General features: G+C 57.8%; 21 protein-coding genes. 15 read left to right on the top strand and 6 right to left on the bottom strand.

Going from position 1 to position 23801, the window contains the following annotated elements:
• The first annotated feature begins 118 nt into the window (after nucleotides 1-118).
• The 5 genes from thrA to ung all read left to right on the top strand — a co-directional run bounded on the left by thrA (nucleotide 119) and on the right by ung (nucleotide 7853).
• On the top strand, nucleotides 119-2578 hold the full coding sequence (gene thrA / locus UN63_RS11955; RefSeq protein WP_104486981.1) for a bifunctional aspartate kinase/homoserine dehydrogenase I: 2460 nt from the start codon (nucleotides 119-121) through the stop codon (nucleotides 2576-2578).
• Entirely contained in the window at nucleotides 2579-3535 is a 957-nt protein-coding gene (gene thrB / locus UN63_RS11950; protein WP_104486980.1) for a homoserine kinase, read from the top strand.
• Entirely contained in the window at nucleotides 3532-4809 is a 1278-nt protein-coding gene (gene thrC / locus UN63_RS11945; RefSeq protein ID WP_104486979.1) for a threonine synthase, read from the top strand. The genes thrB and thrC overlap by 4 nt, the downstream gene beginning before the upstream one ends.
• 1232 nt (nucleotides 4810-6041) lie before the next feature.
• Nucleotides 6042-6908 (top strand): acyl-CoA thioesterase II, encoded by an 867-nt coding sequence (gene tesB / locus UN63_RS11930; protein ID WP_104486976.1) that lies wholly within the window; start codon nucleotides 6042-6044, stop codon nucleotides 6906-6908.
• Between the two features lie 264 nt (nucleotides 6909-7172).
• Complete coding sequence (gene ung, locus UN63_RS11925; RefSeq protein ID WP_104486975.1) at nucleotides 7173-7853, top strand: uracil-DNA glycosylase; 681 nt, start codon at nucleotides 7173-7175, stop codon at nucleotides 7851-7853.
• A 235-nt stretch (nucleotides 7854-8088) separates the two neighbouring features.
• On the opposite strand, the gene UN63_RS11920 is transcribed toward ung, so the two are convergent.
• Complete coding sequence (locus UN63_RS11920; RefSeq protein WP_104486974.1) at nucleotides 8089-8280, bottom strand: DUF3545 family protein; 192 nt, start codon at nucleotides 8278-8280, stop codon at nucleotides 8089-8091.
• Between the two features lie 175 nt (nucleotides 8281-8455).
• Entirely contained in the window at nucleotides 8456-9409 is a 954-nt protein-coding gene (gene tal / locus UN63_RS11915; protein WP_104486973.1) for a transaldolase, read from the bottom strand.
• A gap of 414 nt (nucleotides 9410-9823) precedes the next feature.
• Between tal and UN63_RS11910 the strand changes: the two genes are divergently transcribed.
• Entirely contained in the window at nucleotides 9824-11245 is a 1422-nt protein-coding gene (locus UN63_RS11910) for an alanine/glycine:cation symporter family protein (RefSeq protein ID WP_104486972.1), read from the top strand.
• A gap of 89 nt (nucleotides 11246-11334) precedes the next feature.
• Here the strand turns inward: UN63_RS11910 and UN63_RS11905 are convergent, their stop codons facing one another.
• Nucleotides 11335-11886 carry a hydrolase gene (locus tag UN63_RS11905; RefSeq protein ID WP_104486971.1) on the bottom strand — a complete coding sequence of 184 codons (552 nt, stop codon included), beginning with the start codon at nucleotides 11884-11886 and terminating at the stop codon, nucleotides 11335-11337.
• A 415-nt stretch (nucleotides 11887-12301) separates the two neighbouring features.
• Between UN63_RS11905 and UN63_RS11900 the strand changes: the two genes are divergently transcribed.
• The gene (locus UN63_RS11900) at nucleotides 12302-12637 is read left to right on the top strand and encodes a YkgJ family cysteine cluster protein (protein ID WP_104486970.1); all 336 of its coding nucleotides are present in this window, start codon (nucleotides 12302-12304) and stop codon (nucleotides 12635-12637) included.
• Between the two features lie 68 nt (nucleotides 12638-12705).
• Entirely contained in the window at nucleotides 12706-13341 is a 636-nt protein-coding gene (locus tag UN63_RS11895; RefSeq protein WP_104486969.1) for a YceH family protein, read from the top strand.
• A gap of 212 nt (nucleotides 13342-13553) precedes the next feature.
• On the opposite strand, the gene UN63_RS11890 is transcribed toward UN63_RS11895, so the two are convergent.
• The 3 genes from UN63_RS11890 to nirK are packed head-to-tail and all read right to left on the bottom strand — an operon-like array spanning nucleotide 13554 to nucleotide 16352.
• Nucleotides 13554-14108, bottom strand: coding sequence for an SCO family protein (locus tag UN63_RS11890; protein ID WP_104486968.1), 555 nt, complete (start codon nucleotides 14106-14108; stop codon nucleotides 13554-13556).
• On the bottom strand, nucleotides 14050-14931 hold the full coding sequence (locus UN63_RS11885) for a formylglycine-generating enzyme family protein (protein ID WP_229793562.1): 882 nt from the start codon (nucleotides 14929-14931) through the stop codon (nucleotides 14050-14052). Before UN63_RS11885 ends, UN63_RS11890 begins: the two co-directional genes overlap by 59 nt.
• Nucleotides 14931-16352, bottom strand: a complete 1422-nt coding sequence (gene nirK / locus UN63_RS11880; RefSeq protein ID WP_104486967.1) for a copper-containing nitrite reductase — start codon at nucleotides 16350-16352, stop codon at nucleotides 14931-14933. The genes UN63_RS11885 and nirK overlap by 1 nt, the downstream gene beginning before the upstream one ends.
• Nucleotides 16353-16724: 372 nt before the next feature.
• On the opposite strand from nirK, the gene UN63_RS11875 reads away from it, so the two are divergent.
• From UN63_RS11875 to UN63_RS11845, 7 genes are all read left to right on the top strand, one after another.
• Nucleotides 16725-17735: a TRAP transporter substrate-binding protein gene (locus UN63_RS11875; protein ID WP_104486966.1), complete on the top strand. Its 1011-nt coding sequence runs from the start codon at nucleotides 16725-16727 to the stop codon at nucleotides 17733-17735.
• Nucleotides 17732-18298, top strand: a complete 567-nt coding sequence (locus UN63_RS11870; RefSeq protein WP_104486965.1) for a TRAP transporter small permease — start codon at nucleotides 17732-17734, stop codon at nucleotides 18296-18298. The genes UN63_RS11875 and UN63_RS11870 overlap by 4 nt, the downstream gene beginning before the upstream one ends.
• Nucleotides 18295-19575, top strand: coding sequence for a TRAP transporter large permease (locus UN63_RS11865; RefSeq protein ID WP_104486964.1), 1281 nt, complete (start codon nucleotides 18295-18297; stop codon nucleotides 19573-19575). The genes UN63_RS11870 and UN63_RS11865 overlap by 4 nt, the downstream gene beginning before the upstream one ends.
• 40 nt (nucleotides 19576-19615) lie before the next feature.
• Complete coding sequence (locus tag UN63_RS11860) at nucleotides 19616-20347, top strand: maleate cis-trans isomerase family protein (protein ID WP_104486963.1); 732 nt, start codon at nucleotides 19616-19618, stop codon at nucleotides 20345-20347.
• A 169-nt stretch (nucleotides 20348-20516) separates the two neighbouring features.
• Nucleotides 20517-21209: a GntR family transcriptional regulator gene (locus tag UN63_RS11855; RefSeq protein ID WP_104486962.1), complete on the top strand. Its 693-nt coding sequence runs from the start codon at nucleotides 20517-20519 to the stop codon at nucleotides 21207-21209.
• A gap of 630 nt (nucleotides 21210-21839) precedes the next feature.
• Nucleotides 21840-23261 carry a dihydropyrimidinase gene (hydA, locus tag UN63_RS11850; RefSeq protein ID WP_104486961.1) on the top strand — a complete coding sequence of 474 codons (1422 nt, stop codon included), beginning with the start codon at nucleotides 21840-21842 and terminating at the stop codon, nucleotides 23259-23261.
• Nucleotides 23262-23265: 4 nt separating this feature from the next.
• A partial coding sequence (locus tag UN63_RS11845) for an aspartate/glutamate racemase family protein (protein ID WP_104486960.1) occupies nucleotides 23266-23801 on the top strand: 536 nt, incomplete at its 3' end.

Below are 23801 nucleotides of genomic sequence, written 5' to 3'. Positions count from 1 at the left end.
TGGCACTGGGGCGGGCTGATGCGCTGACGACAAGTCGATTAGAATTCTGAAGCCCGCGTCCCCATCCGATGCGGGCTTTTTCGTTTTACGCTTTTTAGTTTTATACAGGGAGTAATGAATGCGTGTCTTGAAATTTGGCGGCACCTCTTTGGCCAACAGCGAGCGATTTACCAATGTCGCCGATATCGTGGTCAATAACCAGCAGCAGTCTCAGGTGGCACTGGTTCTGTCCGCCCCCGCCAAGGTCACCAATCATCTGGTGGCGGTTGTCGAGCAGACCATTCGGGGTCTGGATCCGGCACCGGTGCTGAAGGAAATAGAGCAGATTTTCCATTCCATCATCAATGGCCTCAAGGTTAAGTTCGAGCGGCTGGACGATCAGGAACTCAAGGCCCGGGTCGACCGCGAACTAGGTCAGCTGGCGCGTTTGCTGCAGGGCGTGAGCCTGTTGCAACAGTGCCCGGACAACACCCAGGCACACATTCTGAGCCGGGGCGAGGCGCTGTCCATCGCGACCATGGCCGAGCTGCTCAAGGCGCGCGGCGAGCAGGTTGAAGTGATTACCCCCCAGAGCATGCTGCTGGGCGAGGGCAGTTTCCTCGAAGCGCACGTCAATATCGAAGTCTCCCGCCAGCGTTTTATCGATCAGGGCCTGCGCGACGACTGCGTTTACCTGATGCCGGGCTTCACCGCCGGTAACGAAAAAGGCGAAACCGTGATCCTCGGCCGTAACGGCTCCGACTATTCCGCCGCCGTGCTGGCCGCCTGTGTGGGCGCCGAGTGCTGCGAAATCTGGACCGACGTAGACGGCGTTTATAACTGTGACCCGCGTCTGGTACCCGATGCCAAGCTGCTCAAGCAGTTGTCTTATAAAGAAGCGATGGAGCTGTCTTACTTCGGCGCCAAGGTGTTGCACCCCAAGACCATAGCGCCCATCGCCCAGTTCCACATTCCCTGTCTTATCAAGAACACCGGCAACCCCCAGGGCGAAGGCTCGCTGATCGGTCCCGAGTGCAGTGACGATGACCAGCAGGTCAAGGGCATCTCCGATCTGGTCGGCATGACCATGATCAACATCTCGGGCCCGGGCATGAAAGGCATGGTGGGCATGGCCGGCCGTCTGTTCTCTTGCGTGTCCCGCGCCGGGGTCAGCATAGTGCTGATCACCCAGAGCTCGTCGGAATACAGCGTCAGTTTCTGTATTCACAGCTTCGATCAGCTGAAGGCGCAGAAGGCCATCGCCGGCGAATTTGCGCTGGAATTCAAGAACAAGCTGCTGGAGCCGCTGGATATCATCGACGATCTGGCCATCATCTCTCTGGTGGGCGATCGCATGCGCACCGTCAAGGGGGTGTCGGCCCGCTTCTTCAACGCGCTGGCCGAAGCCTCCATCAACATAGTGGCCATCGCCCAGGGCTCCAGCGAGCGTTCTATCTCGGCGGTGATCCAAAAGGCCAAGACCACAGAGGCGATAAAGGCCTGTCATCAGAACTTCTTCTCCAGCCGTCGCTTCATCGATGTGTTCCTGGTGGGTTGTGGCGGCGTGGGCGCGGCGCTTCTGGAGCAAATCCGCCGCCAACAGCCGGTGCTGGATGCGCAAGACATCGGTATTCGGGTGGTGGGCATCGCCAACTCCCGCAAGATGGCGCTGAACCGGGATGGCATCAATCTGGCCGAGTGGCGCGACAGTCTGGAACAGGCTACCGACACCTTCAATCTGCAGCGTTTGCAGCGGATGGTGGAAGACAGCCACCTGATCAACCCTGTGCTGGTGGACTGTACCTCCAGTGACGGCGTTGCCGATCAGTACGCGGACTTTCTGGCCGCCGGTTTCCATGTGGTCACTCCCAACAAGAAGGCCAACACCGCCAGCCTGGATTATTACCGCCAGCTGCGCCGGGCCGCCCAGCGTACCCACCGCAAGTTTTTGTACGAAACCACAGTGGGTGCCGGCCTGCCGGTAATCGAAAACCTGCAGAACCTGCTGCGGGCAGGCGACCAGCTCAAGGCCTTCGGTGGCATACTGTCTGGCTCCATGTCGTATATTTTCGGCAAGCTGGACGAAGGCATGAGCTTTGCCGACGCCACTCGCGTCGCCTGTGAAAACGGATTTACCGAGCCGGATCCGCGTGACGATCTCAGCGGTATGGACGTGGCGCGCAAGCTACTGATCCTGGCCCGAGAAGCCGGCATGCCCCTGAGCCTGGACGACATCGAGGTGGAGCAGGCGCTGCCGCCGGAGTTTGATGCCAGCGGCGATATCGAGCAGTTCATGGCCCGCTTGCCCGAGGCCAACGGTTATTTCGAGGCCCGGGTGGCCCAGGCCGCTGCCGACGGCAAGGTGCTGCGTTATGTAGGCGAGATAGACAATGGCCAGTGCAAGGTTGTCATCAAGGCCGTGGACGGCGATGATCCCCTGTTCAAGGTAAAAGACGGCGAAAACGCCCTGGCATTCTACACCCAGTATTATCAGCCGATTCCGCTGGTACTGCGTGGCTACGGCGCCGGTGCCGATGTGACCGCCGCCGGCGTGTTTGCCGACCTGTTGCGCACCCATAACTGGAAGCAGGAGATTTAAATGAGTGTTGTTGCGTTTGCACCTGCCTCTACCGCCAATGTGAGCGTGGGCTTTGATGTATTGGGGGCCGCCATGGCCCCGCTGGACGGCACCCTGCTGGGTGATCGGGTACTGGTCGCCGACACCGAGGGCGACTTCGCGCTGAGCAAGACCGGCGCCTTCGCCCACAAGCTGCCGGACGACTTCAAACAGAACATCGTCTACGACTGCTACCTGGCCTATGAAAAAGCACTGGAACAGAAGGGTATCAGCCGCAAGCCGCTGGTGATGACGTTGGAAAAAAGCATGCCGGTGGGCTCGGGCCTCGGCTCCAGTGCCACCAGCATAGTGGCCGCCTTTGTGGCCCTGAACGCCTTTTACGACGAGGCGTTGAGCGAGCATGAACTGATGCTGCTGATGGGCGAGCTGGAAGGCCAGATTTCCGGCTCCGTTCATTACGACAACGTGGCGCCCTGCCACTTTGGCGGCATGCAGCTGGTGCTGGACGAAGCCGGCGTGGTCAGCCAGACGCTGCCCAGCTTCGACGACTGGTATTGGGTGCTGTGCTACCCGGGCATCAGCGTCTCTACCTCGGCGGCGCGCAGCATACTGCCGGCGCAATATCGCCGGCAAGACTGCCTTACCTACGGTCGTCGTCTGGCGGGCTTTGTGCATGCCAGCCACACCGGTCAGGAGCCGGTAGCCGCCGCCATGCTCAAAGACGTGATTGCCGAGCCCTACCGGGCTCAGCTCATCCCCGGCTTCGTCGAGGTGCGGGAGCAGGCCGCCGCCATGGGCGCGCTGGCCACCGGTATTTCCGGCAGCGGCCCCACCGTATTCTGCGTGCTTAAAGACTTAAGCCAGGCAGAAAAACTGAAAGCCTGGCTGGCCGAACACTTTATTCAGAATCAGGATGGCTTCTGCCATATTTGTAAAATCGATGCCGAAGGCGCTCGGGTAACAGGAACAGAATTATGAAGTTGTACAACATCAAGGATAATGCGGAAACCATCGATTTTGCCGGAGCGGTAAAGCAGGGTCTGGGTCGTGGTCAGGGTCTATTTTTTCCGGAAAACCTGACGCCTATCGCCAACATGGACGCGCTGCTGGAGCTGCCGCTGGTGCCGCGCTCAGTCGCCGTTTTGCAGCACCTGATCGGCGATGAAATTCCCGAGTCCACTCTTACCGCCATGGTGGAGCACGCCTTTACCTTCCCGGCGCCGCTGGTCAAGGTAGACGACCATACCTATGCCCTGGAGCTGTTCCATGGCCCCACTCTGGCGTTCAAGGACTTCGGTGGCCGTTTCATGGCCCAGTGCCTGGCGACCCTGAGCAAAGATGGCAAGAAGATCACCATATTGACCGCCACCTCCGGCGACACCGGTGCCGCCGTGGCCCACGCCTTCTACGGTCTGCCCAACATCGAAGTGGTGATCCTGTATCCGGAAGGCAAGATCAGCCCGCTGCAGGAAAAACTGTTCACCACCCTGGGTGACAACATCAGCACTTATGCGGTACAGGGCGACTTCGATGACTGTCAGGCGCTGGTGAAGCAGGCGTTCGACGACGAAGAGCTGAAAGCCGCCGTGGGCCTCAACTCCGCCAACTCCATCAACATCAGCCGCCTGGTGGCTCAGGTCTGCTACTACTTCGAGGCGGTGGCACAGCTGCCCGCCGAGCAGCGTAGCAAGGCGGTAATTGCCGTGCCGTCCGGCAACTTCGGCAACCTGACTGCGGGCCTTATCGCCAAGGCGCTGGGTCTGCCGGTGAAGCGCTTCATGGCCGCCACCAACGCCAACGACACTGTGCCGCGCTATCTGGAAAGCGGTAGCTGGGATCCGAAAAACACAGTGGCGACCCTGTCCAACGCCATGGACGTGAGCCGCCCCAACAACTGGCCGCGGGTGGAAGAGCTGTGCCGGGTCAAGGGCTGGAAACTGTCCGACATCGCCTCCGGTTCGCTGAACGACGAGCAGACCAAAGACGCGCTCAAGCGCCTGTTCGAACAGGGCTATCTGTGCGAGCCTCACGGTGCCATCGGCTGGGATCTGCTGAACAAGGAACGGGGCAAGGACGAAGTGGGCATCTTCCTCTGTACGGCCCATCCGGCCAAGTTCAAGGAAAACGTCGACGAGATCCTGGGTCAGGACATCCCGCTGCCGGGCCCCCTGGCCAAGCACGTGGCCATGGAGTCACTGTCTGGCGTTATTCCCGCCGACTTTGCCGCCCTTAAAGCGAAGATGATGAAGTAAAGCGTCACTCAGTACTCTGTATCTCATGCCGGGCTTGTCCCGGCATGTTTCGTTTTGGCAGTCTGAAAACTGAAAAGGGACACCCATCCCAAATTCGCCCGCTGCAGCCAAATGAAAAGGGACACCCATCCCAAATCTGGTTGTGACAGCCAGTGAAAGATGGGTGTCCCACCAAGCTCCCGTGACAGCTAGTTGAAAGATGGGTGTCCCACCAAGCTCCCGTCCCACCAAACTACCTAGGCTCTTCTGTCGTCATTCTCGCGCAGGCGGGAATCCAGAAACTGAAAAGGGACACCCATCTCAAATTCGCCCCCAGCAGCCAGTTGAAAGATGGGTGTACCACCAAGTTCTCATCAGGCTCTGACAAAGTTTTCGGCTCTTATATCGTCATTCCTGCGCAGGCGGGAATCCAGTGCGATATACCATGGATCTCCGCCTTCGCGGAGATGACGAGCCCGGAGTAGAAGCACCATTAACGATAAATCGAGGGGCTGGTGTTAACAAACGGCAGCCCCTTTTTATGGCCAGCTGCCATTGCCCTTTCCTCTTGTAAGAGATCTCTCAATCGGCGGCGGGATAAGGCGATTTATATCGCCGCCATCTACCAGTGATTAGTTTCAAGTTGTTGATTATATTGTTTTTTAATGTTTAGGTTATTTTATGAACAGCCGGTGTTGCCACAGGATACATAGCGCCGTGCGTTAAAAACCGTATCATTACTACCAACAGCAAGGCAGCTGGCACACAGGAAGTGTACTGGCAGGAAAGCCTCAGGGATCACCGGCAAGGAGTCGGCACAAGGATCAGGGACGTCGTGGTTACAAGGAGTAACACGGCAAAGGTTGGCGAGGAATGCCGACAGCCAGGATGGCAAAGGACATGGCTCGGATGGCTAAAGGGAAAACCGCAGGATGCGGGATAAGGACAGCTCCAGGAAGGAGTGATTGGTAGCAGGATGCGACCATATCAGGATGATGCAGGAACAGCCCGATGGAACGGGAAGGGGAAGGCACAGGAAGAGTCAGGTCAGGGAATGCAGGGAGCAATCAGGTTTAAGGAACAAGCCGACGACACCTTGAAGGGCAGCCAATTATTGGCTGCCCTTTTTCTTGTGCGCCGATTATCTTCTTCTGGTGCATATCCGCTCGTTTGCTAGTGCATATGCACTAGGCTGGCATTATCGGCTTATGTTAACTTGCAGGACCAGTCGAACAAATCAGGTAGCACAAGCCATGAGTCAGGCATTGGATGAGTTATTGAGGCTGCTGGCGCTGGAGCCATTGGACGACGGCCTCTATCGTGGCCAGAGCATGGATCTGGGTTTTGGCGCCGTCTTTGGCGGTCAGGTCATGGGCCAGGCGTTGGCTGCGGCCAAATATACCCTGGAGCCGGAACGCCCGGTGCATTCGTTTCACTCCTACTTTCTGCGCCCCGGTGACGTGAACAAGCCGATTATCTACGACGTGGAAAATATCCGCGACGGAAAAACCACCTCTACCCGCCGGGTGCAGGCGCTGCAATACGGCAAGCCCATCTTCTACATGACCGCCTCGTTCCAGCAACCGGTGGCCGGTTTTGAGCATCAGACCGCCATGCCCGACGTAGCTGGGCCGGAAGGGCTGATACCCGAGAGCGAACGCATCCAGACCCTGGCCCGTTTTATTCCGGAGCGACTCAAAGACAAGCTACTGGCCGAAAAGCCGATAGACATGCGACAGGTCAATTACGTCGATCCGATGAAGCCGGAAAAGGCGGAGCCGGTGCGTTACATCTGGCTCAAGGCCAACGGCCGCCTGCCGGACGATCCCCGCATTCACAAATACCTGTTGGCCTACGCCTCGGACTTCAATTTTCTGCCCACGGCGCTCATGCCTCACGGTCATTCGTTCTGGGAGCGTGAGCTGCAGGTGGCCACCATCGATCACTCCATGTGGTTTCATCAGAACTTCCGCTTCGATGACTGGATCCTCTATGTGATCGAAAGCCCCCGCGCCATCGCCGGCCGCGGCCTGGTGCAGGGCCATTTTTACACCCGGGACGGTACCCTGGTGGCGACGGCGATGCAGGAAGGGATAATCCGGCCGCGCATTGAAGTGTGAGGCACGAGGAGTGAGGGGATGAGGGGATGAGGGGAGGCGAAAAAGGACACCCATCCCAAATCTGGATAAATTGAGATCCATTCGATTCCATTTAGAGGTGGGTGTCCCAGCTCGATTATCATTTGAGACTCACTCGATTCTTCTGAAAGATGGGTGTCCCAGCTCGATTCGCTTGGGCGATTTCAATCGACCAGCCCCGCCTTGATTCTGCCTCTGTGGTCGAATAAATTCGACCCCACAAATTTGTCGTTAACGGAAATTCCCATGCACCAGACTTGGAGCCAGCTCATCGACCATGAGCAACAGCAGCCTTACTTTCGCCAGGCGATGTCTTTTGTCGAACAGGAACGAGAAGCCGGTAAGGCTATCTATCCGTCGCAGCAGAATATTTTTCATGCCTTTCAATATACGGAGCCGGGTAACGTCAAGGTGGTGATGCTGGGGCAGGATCCCTATCACGGGCCCAATCAGGCCCATGGTCTGTGCTTTTCGGTATTGCCCGGCGTGCGGGTGCCGCCGTCGTTGCGCAACATGTATAAAGAACTGGCAAGCGACATTCCCGGCTTTCAGACGCCCGAACACGGTTACCTGGAGTCCTGGGCCGAGCAGGGCGTCTTGATGCTCAATACGGTGTTGACGGTGGAGGCGGGCAAGGCCCATTCCCATGCCAAACTGGGCTGGGAAACCTTTACCGACAAGGTGATCCAGACGGTCAACGAACAGGGTGAGGGCGTGGTGTTTCTGTTGTGGGGCAGTCATGCCCAGAAAAAAGGCGCCATGATCGACCGCAGTCGCCATCATGTGCTGACCGCGGTGCATCCGAGCCCCTTGTCCGCCTATCGGGGCTTTTTCGGCTGCCGGCATTTTTCCCGCACCAACGAGCTGCTGCAACAGCAGGGCAAGGCACCCATCGACTGGCGCTTGCCCGCAACGGTAGCGGATTAAAACATCGATCCCTTTAACTGTTATCTCAATCCCGGACAAAGGGCTCGCTTCTCCGACCCGCTCAAGCACCTCCCTGTGACGCTCAGCACATGACAAAAAGAGGTAACAGAGAACGGTTCCCACGACCGTGAAACGCGGCTGTGTTGCCTCAGGCCTGATGCCTCAATATGATCAGGTTTGCCAAACGTAAAAAGGCGCCCGAGGGCGCCCAATTAACCAATCATATAACTGTGCTCTACAGTTCAAGCTCTGCTGCCATGTCTTCGAGGTCGAAGGTGCAGTCGAGTTGCTGAAGTTCTTCTTGTAAACGCTTTTGGTCCTGTATTGCTTCTATTTCCCGCCACTTGCGCTTTTTGGCGGGCTCACGCGATTTGCTGCGTGGGGACCGTTCAACCACAAATTCCTGATCGAAGCTGCTCCTTTCCATGGGGCTCCCTCCTGTTGGCTATCAGTTGTAGTCACATCTGGATATATCACAACAGGCTATAAAATAGAAGCTTACTGTTACAGTTTGATTAAAAAGAAAAAAATGGGGCCGGCGTCAATTTGCGGTTTATTGGCTCCGGCCCCATACAGGACTCATTGCAGAGGTGAGTTTTTGCTTACAGCATGGCCTTGATCATGGTCTCGAGTTTGCCCTGATCGATGGCAAAGTTGCGGATACCTTCGGCCAGTTTTTCGGTGGCCATGGCGTCCTGGTTTTGTTCCCAGCGGAACTCGGCTTCGGTCATCGGAGTCGGGCGGGGTTGAGTGGCGCCCTTGTCCTGCAGTTTGGCAACGACCTTGCCTTCGGCCTGGCTCAGTTCTTCCAGCAGGTTGGGACCTATGGTCAGACGGTCGCAACCGGCCAGTTCGAGAATTTCGCCGGTATTACGGAAGCTGGCGCCCATCACCACAGTGCTGTAGCCGTGAGCCTTGTAATAGTCATAGATCTGGGTCACAGACAGCACGCCCGGATCCTGCTCGGCGGTGTATTCTTTCTGATCGGTGTTCTGCTTGTACCAGTCGAGGATACGGCCGACGAAAGGCGAGATCAGATAGGCGCCGGCTTCGGCACAGGCGCGGGCCTGGGCAAAGCTGAACAGCAGGGTCAGGTTACAGTTGATGCCTTCCTGCTCCAGTACTTCGGCGGCGCGGATGCCTTCCCAGGTGGATGCCAGCTTGATCAGGATGCGCTCGCGGCCGATGCCGGCCTGCTTGTACAGTTCAATCAGGTGACGGGCCTTCAGAATGCTGGCGTCGGTATCGAACGACAGCCGGGCATCAACCTCGGTGGAGATACGGCCGGGGATCAGCTTGAGAATTTCGCAACCAATGTTCACCGCCAGCATGTCGGAGGCGTCGGTCAGCTGTTGTTCGGCATTCTGGCTCTGGGATTTGGCCCAGTTCACGGCCTCGGTCAGCAGCGATTTGTATTCCGGAATCTGGGCTGCCTTGAGGATCAGTGAAGGATTGGTGGTGGCATCCTGGGGCTGGTACTTGCGGATGGCTTCGATGTCGCCGGTGTCGGCAACGACCGTGGTCAGGGTTCTCAGTTGTGTCAGTTTATCGGCCATGAAGAAAGATCCTATGTCTGGTCGGCTTGCAAAAAGAGTGTCACAGTATCTCTTATTCGGGCCACTGAAATAAAGCAGGGGATCGAGCCGGCCGCGCGGATAGTCAGCCCTTGTTACCTGCAACAGAGTAGTGGCGTCAAAAAAGGGGGTTGTATGAATCTCGTTTCTATGGCTGATTTTCAAACGGACTTATGTTTCAAATAACCACTAAATGTTGGTTTTTTGTTTCTTTAAACTATGTTCGTTGTGTATTTTTTGCTGTTTTAATCGTTTTTTTCCCTTGGTCATGTTTTGGTGTGATCTGGATCACATGGCTATTTTTCCTGCCTGTGCTAGATTCCGTGCGCTGCGGATCCGGGGCCCGGACCAAGTGTCGGGCGGGGTTCATCATTTGAAGCAAGCAGAGATATATTAATGGACGCAATTATCGGTTTTATCAACGACCTGCTCTGGGGCACCATACTGATTTACCTGCTGCTGGGCGCGGGGGTATTTTTTACCCTGCGACTGGGCTTTATTCAGTTTCGCCATTTCGGTCACATGTTTTCCGTGCTCAGGCACAGCCGCAAGTCGGATGCGGCGGGTATTTCCTCCTTTCAGGCGCTCTGTACCAGCCTGGCGGCGCGGGTCGGCACCGGCAACCTGGCCGGTGTGGCTGTCGCCCTGTATCTGGGGGGCCCGGGTGCGATTTTCTGGATGTGGCTGATTGCCCTTATCGGCATGTCCACCGCCTTCGCAGAAAGTGCCCTGGCTCAGCTGTACAAGATCAAGGATGAAGACGGCAACTATCGCGGCGGCCCTGCCTACTATATGGAAAAGGGCTTGGGGATGCGCTGGATGGGAGTGATGTTCGCCATCTTCCTGATCATCGCCTTCGGCCTGGTATTCAATGCGGTGCAGGCCAACTCCATTAGTGCCGCCATGGACGTAGCTTTCGGCATCCCTCACTGGGCTACCGGGGTAGCGCTGGTGCTGATGGCCGGGGTTATCATCTTTGGTGGTTTGCGTTCCATCGCTCGTTTTGCCGAGCTGGTGGTACCGGTCATGGCGCTCGCTTATCTGCTGATTGCCCTGGTGGTCATCGCGATGAACATCACCGAACTGCCGGGCGTGTTTAGTCTTATCGTCAAGTCGGCCTTTGGTCTGGATCAGGCCGGTGGCGGCGCCATAGGCTATGCCATTTCTCAGGCGATGATGAACGGTATCAAGCGCGGTTTGTTCTCGAACGAAGCTGGTATGGGCTCGGCGCCCAACGCGGCGGCCTCGGCCACGCCTTATCCGCCGCATCCGGCGTCTCAGGGCTATGTGCAGATGCTGGGTGTCTTTACCGATACCATCGTCATCTGTACCTGTACCGCGTCCATCATACTGCTGTCCGGTCAGTTTGAGCCCGGCTCCGGCATTACCGGCATCGAGCTGACGCAGCGGGCGCTGGCCCACGAGGTGGGTGACTGGGGCAATACCTTTATCGCCATCGCGATTCTGTTCTTTGCCTTCACCAGTATCGTGGCCAACTATGCCTATGCGGAAAACAACCTGATCTTTCTGGAGCACAACCACAAGGGCGGCCTGCTGATCTTCCGCCTCTTCGTGCTGGGTATGGTGATGTTTGGTTCCATGGGAGAGCTGCCCACCATCTGGGCCATGGCCGATGCGTCCATGGGCTTGATGGCACTGACCAACCTGGTGGCCATTCTGCTGCTGTCGGGCGTGGCGGTGAAGCTGGCGCGGGATTACAACGACCAGCGCAAGCTGGGTAAGATCCCTACCTTCGATGCGGCCAAGTATCCCGAGCTGCATCGCCAGCTGGAAGAAGGGATCTGGGACAAGAAATAACTCTGGGATTGGGGATTGGGGATTAGGCTATTCCCCATTCCCCATTCCCCATTCCCCATTCCCTATTCCCTATTCCCTATTCCCCGCCTTTAAGGCTGTTCGCCTCTTAAAAATTGCTTACTGATGGTTTTGAACGCTTCGGTGCCGGCCTGGTGCATCAGCTCGAAAATCACCATTTCCCGGCTGACTATCTGGGCGCCGGCATCGCGCATGCGGTCCAGTCCCAGCTGGCGGTTTTCTTCGGTACGGCTGCCCACGGCGTCGGCCACCACAAACACCTCTTTACCTTCCTTCAGTAACTCCAGCACCGTTTGCAGCACACAGACATGGGTTTCCATGCCACACACGATCACCTGCTGATACTGCAGCCAGTGCGCGGGCCGGCAGTTGGCGGCCACCACCGAGAAGTGCATCTTGTCCACTATCTCGGGCTGCTTTACCAGAGCGGTGAGGGCGGGCAGGGTGTGTCCCAGGCCACGCGGATACTGCTCGGTAAACAGTATCGGCGTATTCAGGGTATGACAGGCCGAGATCAGCCACTGAATGCGGGCGCAGAGGCGCTCACTTTCATGAATGGCCGGCAGCAATTTTTCCTGCACATCCACCACCATCAGCGCCGCTTTACCAGACTCCATTAACATTTCATGCTCCTTGATGATTACGTCTGGGCCCAGTATGCCGCTTTTGTGGGGTAAAGAAAAAGCGCGGGGCCCGGTTATACAGGCCAGAGTCCGGCATCTAGTGATGTGCGTCGATGACACCGAGTGTAGGTATCTGTCAGAAGGTTTTATTTTATCGGCAGGCCCTCGGGGCGCTTGCTTACCAAGCGCTTTCGATTTATTAATATGCGCCGTTTATCGCCACGATTTATATCATTACGGCGACGGCCATTTTAAGTCACTCTACCGAGGAGAACACATCGACAAGCCGTGTTACAGACCCTCGTCTGTCACGCCCCGCCTTCCTTTTACTGCCTGATCCTGCGGAGCCTGCTCCGCCACCCACATTCCCTGTTTTTTCGTCACTGTTTTTAGTTTTGCCAGGAGGTAAGGCGTTGTGAGTAGTGGCAATCCCTGTTTGACCTGTGGCGCCTGCTGCGCCTTTTTTCGTGTTTCTTTTTACTGGGGCGAGATCCACAGTGATTTTCTGGTGCCCGAATCCCTGACCGAGCCGGTGAGTCCGGCCAAGATGGCGATGCAGGGCACCAATCAGACGCAGCCCCGTTGCATTGCGCTGGAAGGAGAGGTAGGCGGCTGTGTTTCCTGCAGCATCTACCCCAACAGGCCCAGCCCCTGTCGCGAGTTTGAGGCCTTTGATACAGATGGCGCCTGCAATCGGGCCCGGGCCGCCCACGGCCTGCCGCCGCTGGAGGTGCAGCCGATCGCGGCGTGAATTTCGGTATTCGTTGGTGTTTCGGGGTTTGTCCGGTAGGCTGGAACATAAAATAAAGGAGTCTGTTTATGGAAATGCTTTCTCTTCTGGAACAAAGGGTTATCGGCTGCCTGATCGAAAAACAGGTGTCCACGCCCGAAGTGTATCCTCTGACCCTGAACTCGCTGATCAATGCCTGTAACCAGAAAAGCAACCGGGATCCGGTGCTGAGCCTGGACGAGCAGGAAGTGCAGTCGGTGATCAACACCCTGATTGCCCGGCGTCTGGTCAACAACACCGCCGGTTTCAACGCTCGCGCCGCCAAGTATCAGCACCGCTTCTGCAATACCGAGTTTGGCGAGCTGCACTTCAGCCCCGGCGAACTGGCCATCGTCTGCGAGCTGCTGCTGCGTGGGCCCCAGACCCCGGGCGAGTTGCGCAGCCGCACACCTCGTCTGCACCAGTTCGGCGATGTTTCCCAGGTGGATGCCTGCCTGCAAAGCCTGATCGAGAAGGGCCCCTTTGTGGTTAAGCTGCCCCGCCAGCCCGGCAGGCGGGACTCTCGCTATGGTCATCTGTTTTGCGATACCGACTATTCGCTGGAAGTCGCCGCACCGAGCGGTACCGGTTCACATCAGCCGAAGGCAGAGCTGCAGGCGCGGATCACCGAGCTGGAAGTGGAAGTGGCCCGGCTGCAGGCCCGCATTGCCGAGCTGGAAGGATAAAAGAAAGTGCCCCGCGCCCAGCACTAAGCTAAAGACCAAAACCTGTAGCCTGCTGGACTTTCTTTTCGTCGTCATCCTGACGCACGTCAGGATCTTGAACTGATTGCTACCAGCAGAAAGATACCGGAGCAAGTCCGGTATGACGGCAAAATACTAAGCCAACACAAGGTGATGTTTGTCTTTAGCTCGGCGCTTGGTGCTGGACGCTTTGTTTAAAGCCCCAATTTCTCGATAAGCGCTGCGGGCCCGCCGGGCAGTCCGGTTTGCTGAAGTTGCATTCGACCCTGTTCGTCCAGCACAGTGATGGCGTTGGAATGAGCGACTTCACCGTCGGCCAGTCCCATGTAGCGAATGTTCAGCGCCATGGCCAGGGTGCGTACGTCCTCATCGCTGCCGCTGAGCAGGGTCCAGTGTTCATTCAGCCCTCTCTTCTTTGCGAAATGACGCATCACCTTGGGAGTGTCCCGGGCCGGGGTCAGCGACACCAGCACAAAGCCCAGCCGTTGCTGCTGTTCCGGGCTGAGTGCGGCCTGTATCGACTTGATCTCGGACACGATCACCGGGCAGGCGGTGATGCAGTCGGTATAGATCATCGCCACTATCTGCTTCTTGCCCACCAGTTGTTGAATGCTCAGGGAGTCTCCCTGGCGGTTCTGCCAGTCGCTGTTGAGCTGGTAAATAGAGTCGCCGGGCAGGGCGGCCTGAACATTAAAGGCTGCCAGCACCAGTGTTACCATCAACGTCAACAAGGGCATCAGCGTACTCATCGGGTATCTCCTGTGCACAACGAAATCCCAGGTTGCCCAGGGTGTAAGGCGCCTTCAGGCTGGAGCGAAAGCCAAAGCGCATGAAGGCGGCATAGTCGGACGGATCGGCGCTGCCGGCGGCGGCCGAGCCGCAGAACAGTCCCTTGTCCAGGGCGCTGTCACCGCGAGACTCGCCGGTGACCAGGCTGGAGTTGAAATCCCGGGTCCATTCCCACACCAGGCCGTGCAAATCCTGTATGTGCCAGTAGTTGGCCGGGCTCTGGCCCACATTGGGCTGGGTCGCAGTGGCCGGGCGGGCATACCAGGACAGAATGCGTCGGGTATAGCCCGGCTCGGTGCTGCCATTGGCAGCCAGCTCCGAGGCCTGGGCGGCAAACTCCCATTCCGCCACCGTTGGCACTCGCTTGCCCCGGGCCTGGCAGTAGGCGCTGGCCGCATACCAGGACACATACGTCACCGGCTGCTCGAGTTGATCGGATTGGGGGCCGTCCGGCCCCCAATGGTTCAGATACTGTGGTTCTACAAACAGCGCCACCGCCTGACGCCGTTGCCAGCGTGGGTACTGGCGCACGAAGTCGGCAAACTGGCGATTGGTGACCGGAGTGGTATCCAGCCTGAATGGCGCCACCGGAGTGAGCGGGCTGTCTTTGGTGAGATACAGCGGCCGAACCACCCCGCCGGGCAGTTCGACCATCTGCAGTGCTGTTATCGGCCCGGTGGCCATCGAGCTGGCAGCCATCGACCAGGTCGTCATGGACAAGCTAGTCACGGACAAAGCCACCATCGACAGGGCCGGCAGGCCCAACAGCCGGGCCGGGTTCATCAGTGGGCGCTCCCATCCATGATGATGGCCTTGCCTTCGTCGCGGCGTTTGGCCACCTCATCCGGCGTGACGACGCCGCCCTTGTTGTCCCAGCTGTTCAGCACATAGGTCAGCGCGTTGGCGGTGTCTGCGTCGGTGAGGCGCATGGCGGGCATTATGCTGTCGAAGGCCTGACCATTCACCTTGATGGGGCCTTTCAAGCCATGAATCACCACATCAATCGCTCGAGTCGTATCGGCATTCAGGAAGTCCGATTTGGCCAGCGGAGGAAAGGCGCCGGGGATGCCCTTACCATCAGCCTGGTGACAGGCCTGACAGTTGGCCTCGTACACGCGCTTGCCGTACAGCAGCTGGTCGTCCTTGTTGTTGGCGACAGGTTTGGGATGACCGTTGGGAATGCTTTGTACTGCCGAGCCTTCGGGCAGGTAGACGTTCTCGGCCACCTTGCCGGAGTACACAATTTTATCTTCGGGGCCGTCTACCGCCATCATGCCGAGTGCGCCCTTGTTGAAGGCCCGGAAGATGGAGTGATCCACCAGAATGAAGTTGCCGGGTACGTCCAGTTTGAATTCGGCCATGGCGGCGCCACCGGCAGGCACCAGGGTGGTCTGCACGTTTTCATTGTACAGACTGCCGCCTTCCACACTCACCTTGTCGAAAATCTCGCCGATGACATGGAAAGACGACACCAGGTTAGGCCCACCGTTGCCCACAAAAAGCCGCACGGTTTCGCCCACGTTGGCGGTGAGTGCCTTTTCGCCGTTCAGCGCACCCACGGCACCGTTGAACACCACATAGTCCGGCTGCTCCTTGATGGCCTTGTCCATGTCGAACGACTGCAACCCCTGCTCGCCATAGGCGCCCTTGGTATAGAAGTCGCCCTGCATCACGTAATATTCCTTGTCTACCGGCGGCAATCCTTCCTTCGGCTCCACCAGGATCAAGCCATACATGCCGTTAGCGATGTGCATGCCCACCGGCGCGGTGGCGCAGTGGTACACATAAAGTCCTGGGTTGAGTGCCTTGAAGTTGAATACCGAGGTATGACCGGGGGCGGTAAAGGACGAGGCTGCACCGCCACCCGGGCCGGTTACCGCGTGCAAGTCGATGTTGTGGGGCATCTTGGAGCTGGGGTGGTTGGAAAGATGAAACTCAACTTCATCACCTTCGCGCACCCGCAGAAACTGACCCGGCACAGAGCCGCCGAAGGTCCAGAACATGTATTCCACGCCATCGGCGATTTCCATCACCTTTTCCACGGTTTCCATCTTCACCACCAGCTTGGCGGCATGATCCCGCTGAATGGGCGGCGGGACCATGGGCGGTGAGGTGAGTACGGCGTCTATTACCGGCAGGCTGGCGGCCTGGGCGGAAAGGGCGAAGGTAAAACCCAAAGCGGTAACGATGTTGCTTAGTTTCATAGGATGCTCCCTGCGCGAGGCGCTGTGTGTTGTGACCGCAGAAACTTAATGCTGCATTTCATGTATGAGGTTACAGGGTGGTGCGCATTGAGACCTGATGCAGATCAATAAAGCAGCGGTATCCGGAAGGGAGAGGTCAAAAACCACACGGGAAAATACATCGGTGTGAAAATGTTACATGGATCTCACTTTTTTAAACTGCCTGAAATGACGTGAATGTGTATTTATTTTCAATATATTCAGTTGGTTGTGTATTTTCTGGATAGTCTGAGGCAGGGTGAAGAGGGTGATTTTGTTAATTTTATGTTTATATAATTATATATTCATAATAATATCTAGCCGTACCCACACTAACAGCCAAGGGAGTAAGCCATGGATAGCAATATACAACCTTTTGGAAAGCGTTTTCAGAAAAGCCTGCTGGGCATCATGCTGGGCACGACGCTGGTCAGCGGACCGGCTCTCGCCGATACCCTGAGGGTCGCCGGCAACTTCGCCACCGACCATTCCAGCAGCCTGGCGATGGAAGTTTTCAAACAAGAGGTAGAGACCGCGACCGATAACGACATCAAGGTACATCTGTTTCCGGCCATGCAGCTGGGCGGTGCTTCCGAAAACGTCGATCAGGTGCGTTCCGGTGTGCTGAGCATGACCTGGATCGGCGTGTCCTTCCTGTCGCGCACCGTGCCCGAGCTGGAAGCCATCAGCCTGCCCTTTGTGCTCAAGGACAGGGAAACCGCCTTCCGCGTTATCGACGGCAAGGTTGGGGATCTGCTCAATGACAAGCTGGCGGATAAAGGCTTCGTCGCCCTCGGCTTCATGGAGCTGGGCGCGCGTCATATCACCAACAGTGTGCGGCCCATCGAGTCCATCGAAGACTTCGACGGGCTCAAGATCCGCCTGCAGCCGAATGAAACTCACCTGAATAGCTTCCGTGCCCTGGGTGCCAGCCCGGTGTCGATGGGCATCAACGAGGTGTATTCGGCCCTGCAGCAGAAGGTGATCGACGGTCAGGAAAACCCGTTCAGCATCATTCGCAAGAACAACTTCGGCGAAGTGCAGCAGTATCTGACCGATACCAACCATTTCTTCGACTTTATCGTGGTGGTGGCCAACAAGAAAAAGTTCGATCGCATGTCTGACGACGAGCAGCAGGTGCTGCGCGACGCCATGAACAAGGCCGTTGCCTGGCAGCGGGAGAAGGCAGCCGAAGAAGACATCCAGTCCCGGGACGAGCTGATTGCCGCCGGCATGAAGTTCAATGCGGTCACACCCGAGCTGAATCAGGCCATGCAGCAGAAAACTTCCGGTATCGTCGAGGATCTGAAAGAGCGTCTCGGCGCCGACCTGGTTGACGCGGTACTGGAGGGAGCCAAGTCATGAAAACCGGCCACAGTGAGCATGTCGATATGCTTGCCGGGCCGGGAGCAAGCTCATCCCTTGCAGCGCCTGTACGGCGCTGCCTGCTGAAGGTGGACAAGGCCTCCATGGTCATGATCCAGGCCAGCATGGCGGTGATGGTGTTGCTGGTGTCGTCCCAGGTGTTCAGTCGCTATCTGTTGTCGGAGTCCATCGACTGGGCCGATGAAGGATCACGGCTGGCCTTCGTCTGGGCCATCTTTCTGGCCATTCCCCACGGGCTCAAGCAAGGGGTGCATGTGGGTATCGATGTGCTGACCAACCGGCTGCCGCCCCAGTGGCAGGAGCGACTCGCTCGCCTCATGTTGCTGGTAAGCGGTGTACTGATGGTGGTGGTCTGCTATCAGGCGGTGATGGTTTCTATCGACACCTGGGAAGAGCTGATGCCGACCCTGCCGGTGACCGCGTCGGTGTTCTATTTTCCGGTGATGCTCAGCTGCGGCCATGCCTTGCTGCATCTGCTGTTCATGGCCTGGCAGGGTACCGATACCTGGCGTGAGCCGGATAACGAGGAGGAAGTCTCATGACCACACTGGCAATCGTGTTGTTTCTGGTGTTGGCCTTGCTCGGCATGCCGCTGGCCTTCTCCCTCGGTCTGGCGGCCCTGGGTGGCCTGGCCTACAGCGGCATCGAGCTGTCGGTGTTGCCGCAGCGGATGATGCACGCGGTCAACTCCTTTCCGCTGATGGCGATTCCGCTGTTCATGCTGGCGGGTGAGTTGATGGTGGGCGGTCAGGTGATGCAGCGCACCATCGACTTCGCTAACGCCGTGGTCGGCCGGGTCAAGGGCGGACTGGCCCATGTGACCCTGCTGTCCGGCCTGGGCCTGGCCTCGGTGACCGGAGCGGCAGTGGCCGGCGCCAGTGCGCTGGGCACCACCATGATGCCGTCGATGAAAAAGCATTACGACGTGGGCTTCGGCTCGGCGGTGGTGGCCTCGGCCTCCAATCTGGGTCCCATTATTCCGCCCAGCGCGGCCATGATCGTCTATGCGTTGATGGCGGGCTCTTCGGTGTCGGTCGGCGGCCTCTTCATGGCCGGTGTCGTGCCCGGGGTCCTGCTGGTGGTCGGCATGATGGGGCTGGCAAGCTATATCGCGCATCGCAAGGGTTATGCGCCTACCGGTGAACCCTTCAGCTGGAAAAATCTGCTGATCCAGGGCAAGCGGGCAGGGGCCATTATCCTGATGCCGGTAGTGGTGATCGGCGGTATCGTCGGTGGTGTCTTCACCGCCACCGAAGGGGCGGCCATCGCGGTGGTTTATGCCTTTATCGTCGGCAAGTGGGTGACCCGCAAGCTGAGCTGGGACGATCTGCCGGGCTGCATGTTCCGGGCCGCCCTGACCTCGGCGGTGGTAGGTGCGCTGATCGCCTTTGCGACGCCGCTGACCTTCCTGTTCACCATAGAGTTGTTGCCGCTGCGGCTGTCGGAGTTCATCCAGGGCTTTACCAGTAACCCCGAGGTGTTTCTCGCCATGGTGATGGTGATGCTGCTGATTGTCGGCATGTTTCTGGAGTCGAACGCTGCCTACATCATGCTGGTGCCGCTGTTTGCTCCCATCGCTCTGGCCTACGGCATAGACCCGCTGTATTTCGGCTTTCTGTTCGTGTTCAACCTGGTCATCGGCATGATGACACCACCGGTCGGTGTGTTGCTGTTCGTGATGTGCGGCATTGCCAAGATCCCTATGTCCCAACTGTTGCGCTATGTCTGGCCCTTTATTGCCCTGCAATACCTGGTGCTGATGTTGTGCTGGATTTTCCCGGAAATCGTGACGGCCTTGCCGCATGCCCTGGGTTACTGATTGTTAACTGAAAAATCGTGAATTTTCCAAGGAGAAAATAATGACTGATCGTACTTTGTTAGGTGTGTTAACCCCGTCTTCCAACACCACGCTGGAGCCGGTTACCGCCGACATTCTGCATGGCGTCGACAACACCAGCGCCCACTTCGGCCGACTCAAGGTAACCGAGATTTCCCTGACCGAGCAGGCCCTGAGCCAGTTCGACAACGAACCTTTCCTTGAGGCGTCCCGGCTGCTGGCCGATGCCAGAATGCAGTCCATTACCTGGAGCGGTACTTCTTCAGGCTGGCGCGGTTTTCAGGATGACGAAATTCTGTGTGACGCCATCACCAGAGAAACCGGCATTCCCGCCACCACCTCGGTGCTGGCGCTGAACGAGTTGTTCGACTTGACCGGGGTCAAGCGCTTCGGCCTGGTCACGCCCTACCTGCATGACGTGCAGCAGAAAATCGTCGAGAACTATGGCCGCTCCGGCTATGAATGTGTGGCCGAGCGTCACCTCAACGACAAGGGCAACTTCTCCTATTCCGAGGTGAGCGAGCAGACCCTCGCCGACATGGTGCGCGAGGTGGCCAGAACCCAGGACTGCCAGGCCATTACCATCTTCTGTACCAACCTGCGCGGTGCCCGGGTGGCGGCCGAGCTGGAGAAGGAAATCGGTATTCCCATCTATGACACCATTTCTACCGGTATCTGGAAGGGTATGCTGCTGGCGGGTGCCGATCCGAGCAAGATTAAAAACTGGGGCAGTATTTTTTCAATTAAGCCATAATTATATATTATGTAATATTAAGCCCCGGCATGCCGGGGCTTACATGATCGAAAGCCCTACCGGGGCGGGACAGGGATCACGCTTGCCACGCCCGGATATGGCGCTTTCACGCAGCAGACATTATGCTGCCCGGCTTGTAGCCGCATACAAATATAAGAAGGTGAGCACAGTGGTCACACCCATCAATAGTTACGGCAAAAATTCCCTTCGGCGTCGCTCCCTGCATGAGGAAGTGGCCGATTGTGTACGTACCATGATCATCGAAGGTGAGCTGAAAGAAGGTCAGCGCATCAACGAGCCCGAGTTATGCCTGCAGCTCGATATTTCCCGCACCCCCCTGCGCGAGGCGCTGAAAGTACTGCATTCCGAAGGCATGGTCACCATAGAGCCCAACCGGGGCGCCTGGGTAGCCACCATCACGGCCGAAGAAATTCGCGAGCATTTCGAAATCATCAGCACCCTGGAACGGCGAGCCGCCGAGCTGACCGCCATCAAGGCCAGCGAGAGCGATCTTACCCGGCTGAGCCAGTTGCAGGAAAAACTGGAACATCACTACCAGGCCCAGGATCGTCACGAATATTTCGAGATAAACCAGCATATTCACCGCTTGATCATCGAGCTGGCGAACAACGAGAGCCTGACGCATCTGCATCATCAGCTGATGAACAGGGTTAGCCGTGGGCGCTACCTGGCCATCGGCATGCAACATCGCTGGGATGAATCCGTCGATGAGCATAAAGCCCTGCTCGAAGCCCTGCTGGCGCGCGATGGCGACAGAGCCGGCCGTATTCTGGCCGAGCATGTGATGCACACCGGCGAAACCGTGGTCAAAGAGCTGGAACAGCAAAAAAAGGTCGGCTGACCGGTCATCCGGCCAGCCGCCATCCCACCCTAATCCGTCTTCACCGATTTCCCCGAGTCACGGCGGATCACCGCCGGTCCCTAACCCTGCCAATCCGTTTTCTTCTGTTACACCAATTTGAAGAAAGATCTGATCATTACTTTAAATCTGAGCTCAGAGGCAACACCTTGGCATCAGGGAGGATGAAGGGATCTGCTCCGCCGACCATCGGACCGCCGATGGATGGTGGGAATGCCTGGACGGCAGGAGCATTTCCCGGCCGCGCCAAGGATGGCGCGGCGGAGCCTACATGGAGGTATTCACGGCGTGTCGGAGGAGTAGGCCATTTATCCGACCTTTACAGTGCCACCAAATAGATCAGTTGTTTAACCTGTTTGGTATTACCGCCACTCTGCGGTATTGCCTCTGCTGTGTTGTCTACTTCCTTTTTGAACATCCCCGCCTCACTTTGTTTTCAATAAAAACACCAGCTGTTAACCATAAATTCACATTTAAGGTGATGAAGATCACGCTTTTGCCTGTTTTCGGTTGAATAACCACCCCCGCAGTGTTTAATTACTAATATATAATTATATATTCAATTCAACCTGCTCCGGCAGTGGACAGGAAAACGGCAAATGAGGAAGGGACATGTCTGAATTCGATCTGGTAATCCGCAATGGTCGCATCGCGACCGCCGCCGACATCACCGAATGTGATCTGGCCATCAGAGATGGCCGCATCGTGGCCATGGGCGAGAATATCGGCGCGGGCAAACAGGAAATCGATGCCCGGGGCCTGTGGGTGTTGCCGGGCGGGGTAGATGCCCACTGCCATCTGGACCAACCCATGCCGGAAGGGCTGCGCATGGCCGATGACTTTTATACCGGCACCCGATCCGCCGCCTGCGGTGGCACCACCACCGTCATGCCCTTCGCGGCCCAGGAAAAAGGCCAGTCCCTCAAGGCGGCGGTAGAGGATTATCACCGGCGTGCCGAGGGCAAGGCGGTGATCGACTATGCCTTCCACCTGATTGTTACCGACCCCACCGAAACCGTACTCAAGGAAGAGCTGCCGGAACTTATCCGCCAGGGCTGCACCTCCTTCAAAATCTACATGACCTATGACGATCTCAAGCTAAACGACGGCGAAATTATCGACGTGCTGGCGCTGGCTCGTTCCGAAGGCGCCATGGTGATGATTCATGCAGAAAACGCCGATTGTATCGGCTGGCTGACCAAACGCCTGCTCGATGCCGGCCATACGGCGCCAAAATACCATGCAGCCTCTCGGCCCATGCTGGTGGAGCGGGAAGCGACCCACAGGGCCATCGCTCTGTCCGAGCTGGTGGACGTGCCCATTCTGGTGGTGCATGTGTCCGGTGCCGAGGCGGTGGAGCAGATCCGCTGGGCACGCAGCAAAGGCATCAGCATTTATGCGGAAACCTGCCCCCAGTACCTGTTCCTCACCGCCGAAGATTTGGGGCTGGACGGCTACGAAGGCGCCAAGTGCGTATGCAGCCCGCCGCCGCGGGACCAGTCCAACCAGCAGGTGATCTGGGACGGCCTGGACGACGGTCTGTTCACCATCTTCTCCTCGGATCATGCGCCCTTCCGTTACGAAGACCCGCAGGGCAAGAAGCCGAATGGCGAGGAAGTGGACTTTCCCTATATTCCCAACGGCATCCCCGGCCTCGAAACCCGACTGCCGCTGCTGTTCTCGGAAGGGGTCAACAAGGGCCGCATCAGCCTCAACAAGTTTGTCGAGCTGACTTCCACCAACCCGGCCAAGCTCTATGGCCTCTATCCGCGCAAGGGCACCATCGCCATCGGCGCCGATGCGGATATCGCCATTTGGGATCCAAAACGAGAGGTCACCATCCGCAACGAAATGCTGCATCACGATGTGGACTACACCCCCTATGAAGGCCGCACCGTCACCGGCTGGCCGATCATGACCCTGAGCCGCGGCGAGCTGGTCTGGAATGACGGCGATGTGCTGGGCCGGGCCGGGCAGGGCTGCTTTTTGCCTTGCGGCAAGCCGGACATGGCCAAGCCCAAGGTACGAGGCTGAGCCCATGCGATTGCTACTCGTCAACGCCAACACCAGCCAGAGCATCACCGAACAGCTTGCGGCCGAAGCCCGGCTGTCGCTGCCGGCAGACTGGCAACTGAGCACCGCCACCGGCGCCTTTGGCGCGGCGGTAATTCAGACTCGCCGGGACTGCGCCATTGCCGAGCATGCCTGTATCGAGGCGGTCGAAGCCCATCTGGCAGACCAGGCAGAAGGATGTGATGCCGTTGTGGTCGGCGTGTCTCTGGACACTGGCTTGTGGGCCCTGCGCGAGGCACTGAATGTGCCTGTGGTCGGCCTGCTGGAGGCGAGTCTGCTGACTGCCTGCATGGTTGGTGGCCGCTATGGCTTGGTGGTAATGGGGCCGAAGACGGTACCGCTGTATCGGGAACTGGTCGAACGTCATGGTCTGTCGGCCCGCCTGGCCGGAATAGAAGCCCTTGCCGCCGGCGCCCCCGCCGTGCAGGCGGCACCGGAACAGTTTGAATCATCCCTTATCGAGGCCGCCAACCGGCTGGTGGCCGACGGTGCCGAGTGCGT

The organism is Oceanisphaera arctica, from assembly GCF_002936955.1.
Classification (GTDB): Bacteria; Pseudomonadota; Gammaproteobacteria; order Enterobacterales; family Aeromonadaceae; genus Oceanimonas; species Oceanimonas arctica.
The sequence above is the reverse complement of the archived record's forward strand: the minus strand, read 5'-3'. Positions and strand labels throughout refer to the sequence as shown.

What these genes read in the sequence shown, in the direction of transcription:
- hydA (WP_104486961.1), top strand. Translation starts at nt 21,840, where the DNA reads ATGTCTGAATTCGATCTGGTAATCCGCAATGGTCGCATCGCGACCGCC.
- tal (WP_104486973.1), bottom strand. Translation starts at nt 9,409, where the DNA reads ATGGCCGATAAACTGACACAACTGAGAACCCTGACCACGGTCGTTGCC.
- UN63_RS11865 (WP_104486964.1), top strand. Translation starts at nt 18,295, where the DNA reads ATGACCACACTGGCAATCGTGTTGTTTCTGGTGTTGGCCTTGCTCGGC.
- tesB (WP_104486976.1), top strand. Translation starts at nt 6,042, where the DNA reads ATGAGTCAGGCATTGGATGAGTTATTGAGGCTGCTGGCGCTGGAGCCA.
- UN63_RS11885 (WP_229793562.1), bottom strand. Translation starts at nt 14,931, where the DNA reads ATGAACCCGGCCCGGCTGTTGGGCCTGCCGGCCCTGTCGATGGTGGCT.
- UN63_RS11920 (WP_104486974.1), bottom strand. Translation starts at nt 8,280, where the DNA reads ATGGAAAGGAGCAGCTTCGATCAGGAATTTGTGGTTGAACGGTCCCCA.
- UN63_RS11870 (WP_104486965.1), top strand. Translation starts at nt 17,732, where the DNA reads ATGAAAACCGGCCACAGTGAGCATGTCGATATGCTTGCCGGGCCGGGA.
- UN63_RS11910 (WP_104486972.1), top strand. Translation starts at nt 9,824, where the DNA reads ATGGACGCAATTATCGGTTTTATCAACGACCTGCTCTGGGGCACCATA.
- UN63_RS11890 (WP_104486968.1), bottom strand. Translation starts at nt 14,108, where the DNA reads ATGAGTACGCTGATGCCCTTGTTGACGTTGATGGTAACACTGGTGCTG.
- UN63_RS11875 (WP_104486966.1), top strand. Translation starts at nt 16,725, where the DNA reads ATGGATAGCAATATACAACCTTTTGGAAAGCGTTTTCAGAAAAGCCTG.
- UN63_RS11860 (WP_104486963.1), top strand. Translation starts at nt 19,616, where the DNA reads ATGACTGATCGTACTTTGTTAGGTGTGTTAACCCCGTCTTCCAACACC.
- thrB (WP_104486980.1), top strand. Translation starts at nt 2,579, where the DNA reads ATGAGTGTTGTTGCGTTTGCACCTGCCTCTACCGCCAATGTGAGCGTG.
- thrC (WP_104486979.1), top strand. Translation starts at nt 3,532, where the DNA reads ATGAAGTTGTACAACATCAAGGATAATGCGGAAACCATCGATTTTGCC.
- UN63_RS11905 (WP_104486971.1), bottom strand. Translation starts at nt 11,886, where the DNA reads ATGTTAATGGAGTCTGGTAAAGCGGCGCTGATGGTGGTGGATGTGCAG.
- nirK (WP_104486967.1), bottom strand. Translation starts at nt 16,352, where the DNA reads ATGAAACTAAGCAACATCGTTACCGCTTTGGGTTTTACCTTCGCCCTT.
- UN63_RS11895 (WP_104486969.1), top strand. Translation starts at nt 12,706, where the DNA reads ATGGAAATGCTTTCTCTTCTGGAACAAAGGGTTATCGGCTGCCTGATC.
- thrA (WP_104486981.1), top strand. Translation starts at nt 119, where the DNA reads ATGCGTGTCTTGAAATTTGGCGGCACCTCTTTGGCCAACAGCGAGCGA.
- ung (WP_104486975.1), top strand. Translation starts at nt 7,173, where the DNA reads ATGCACCAGACTTGGAGCCAGCTCATCGACCATGAGCAACAGCAGCCT.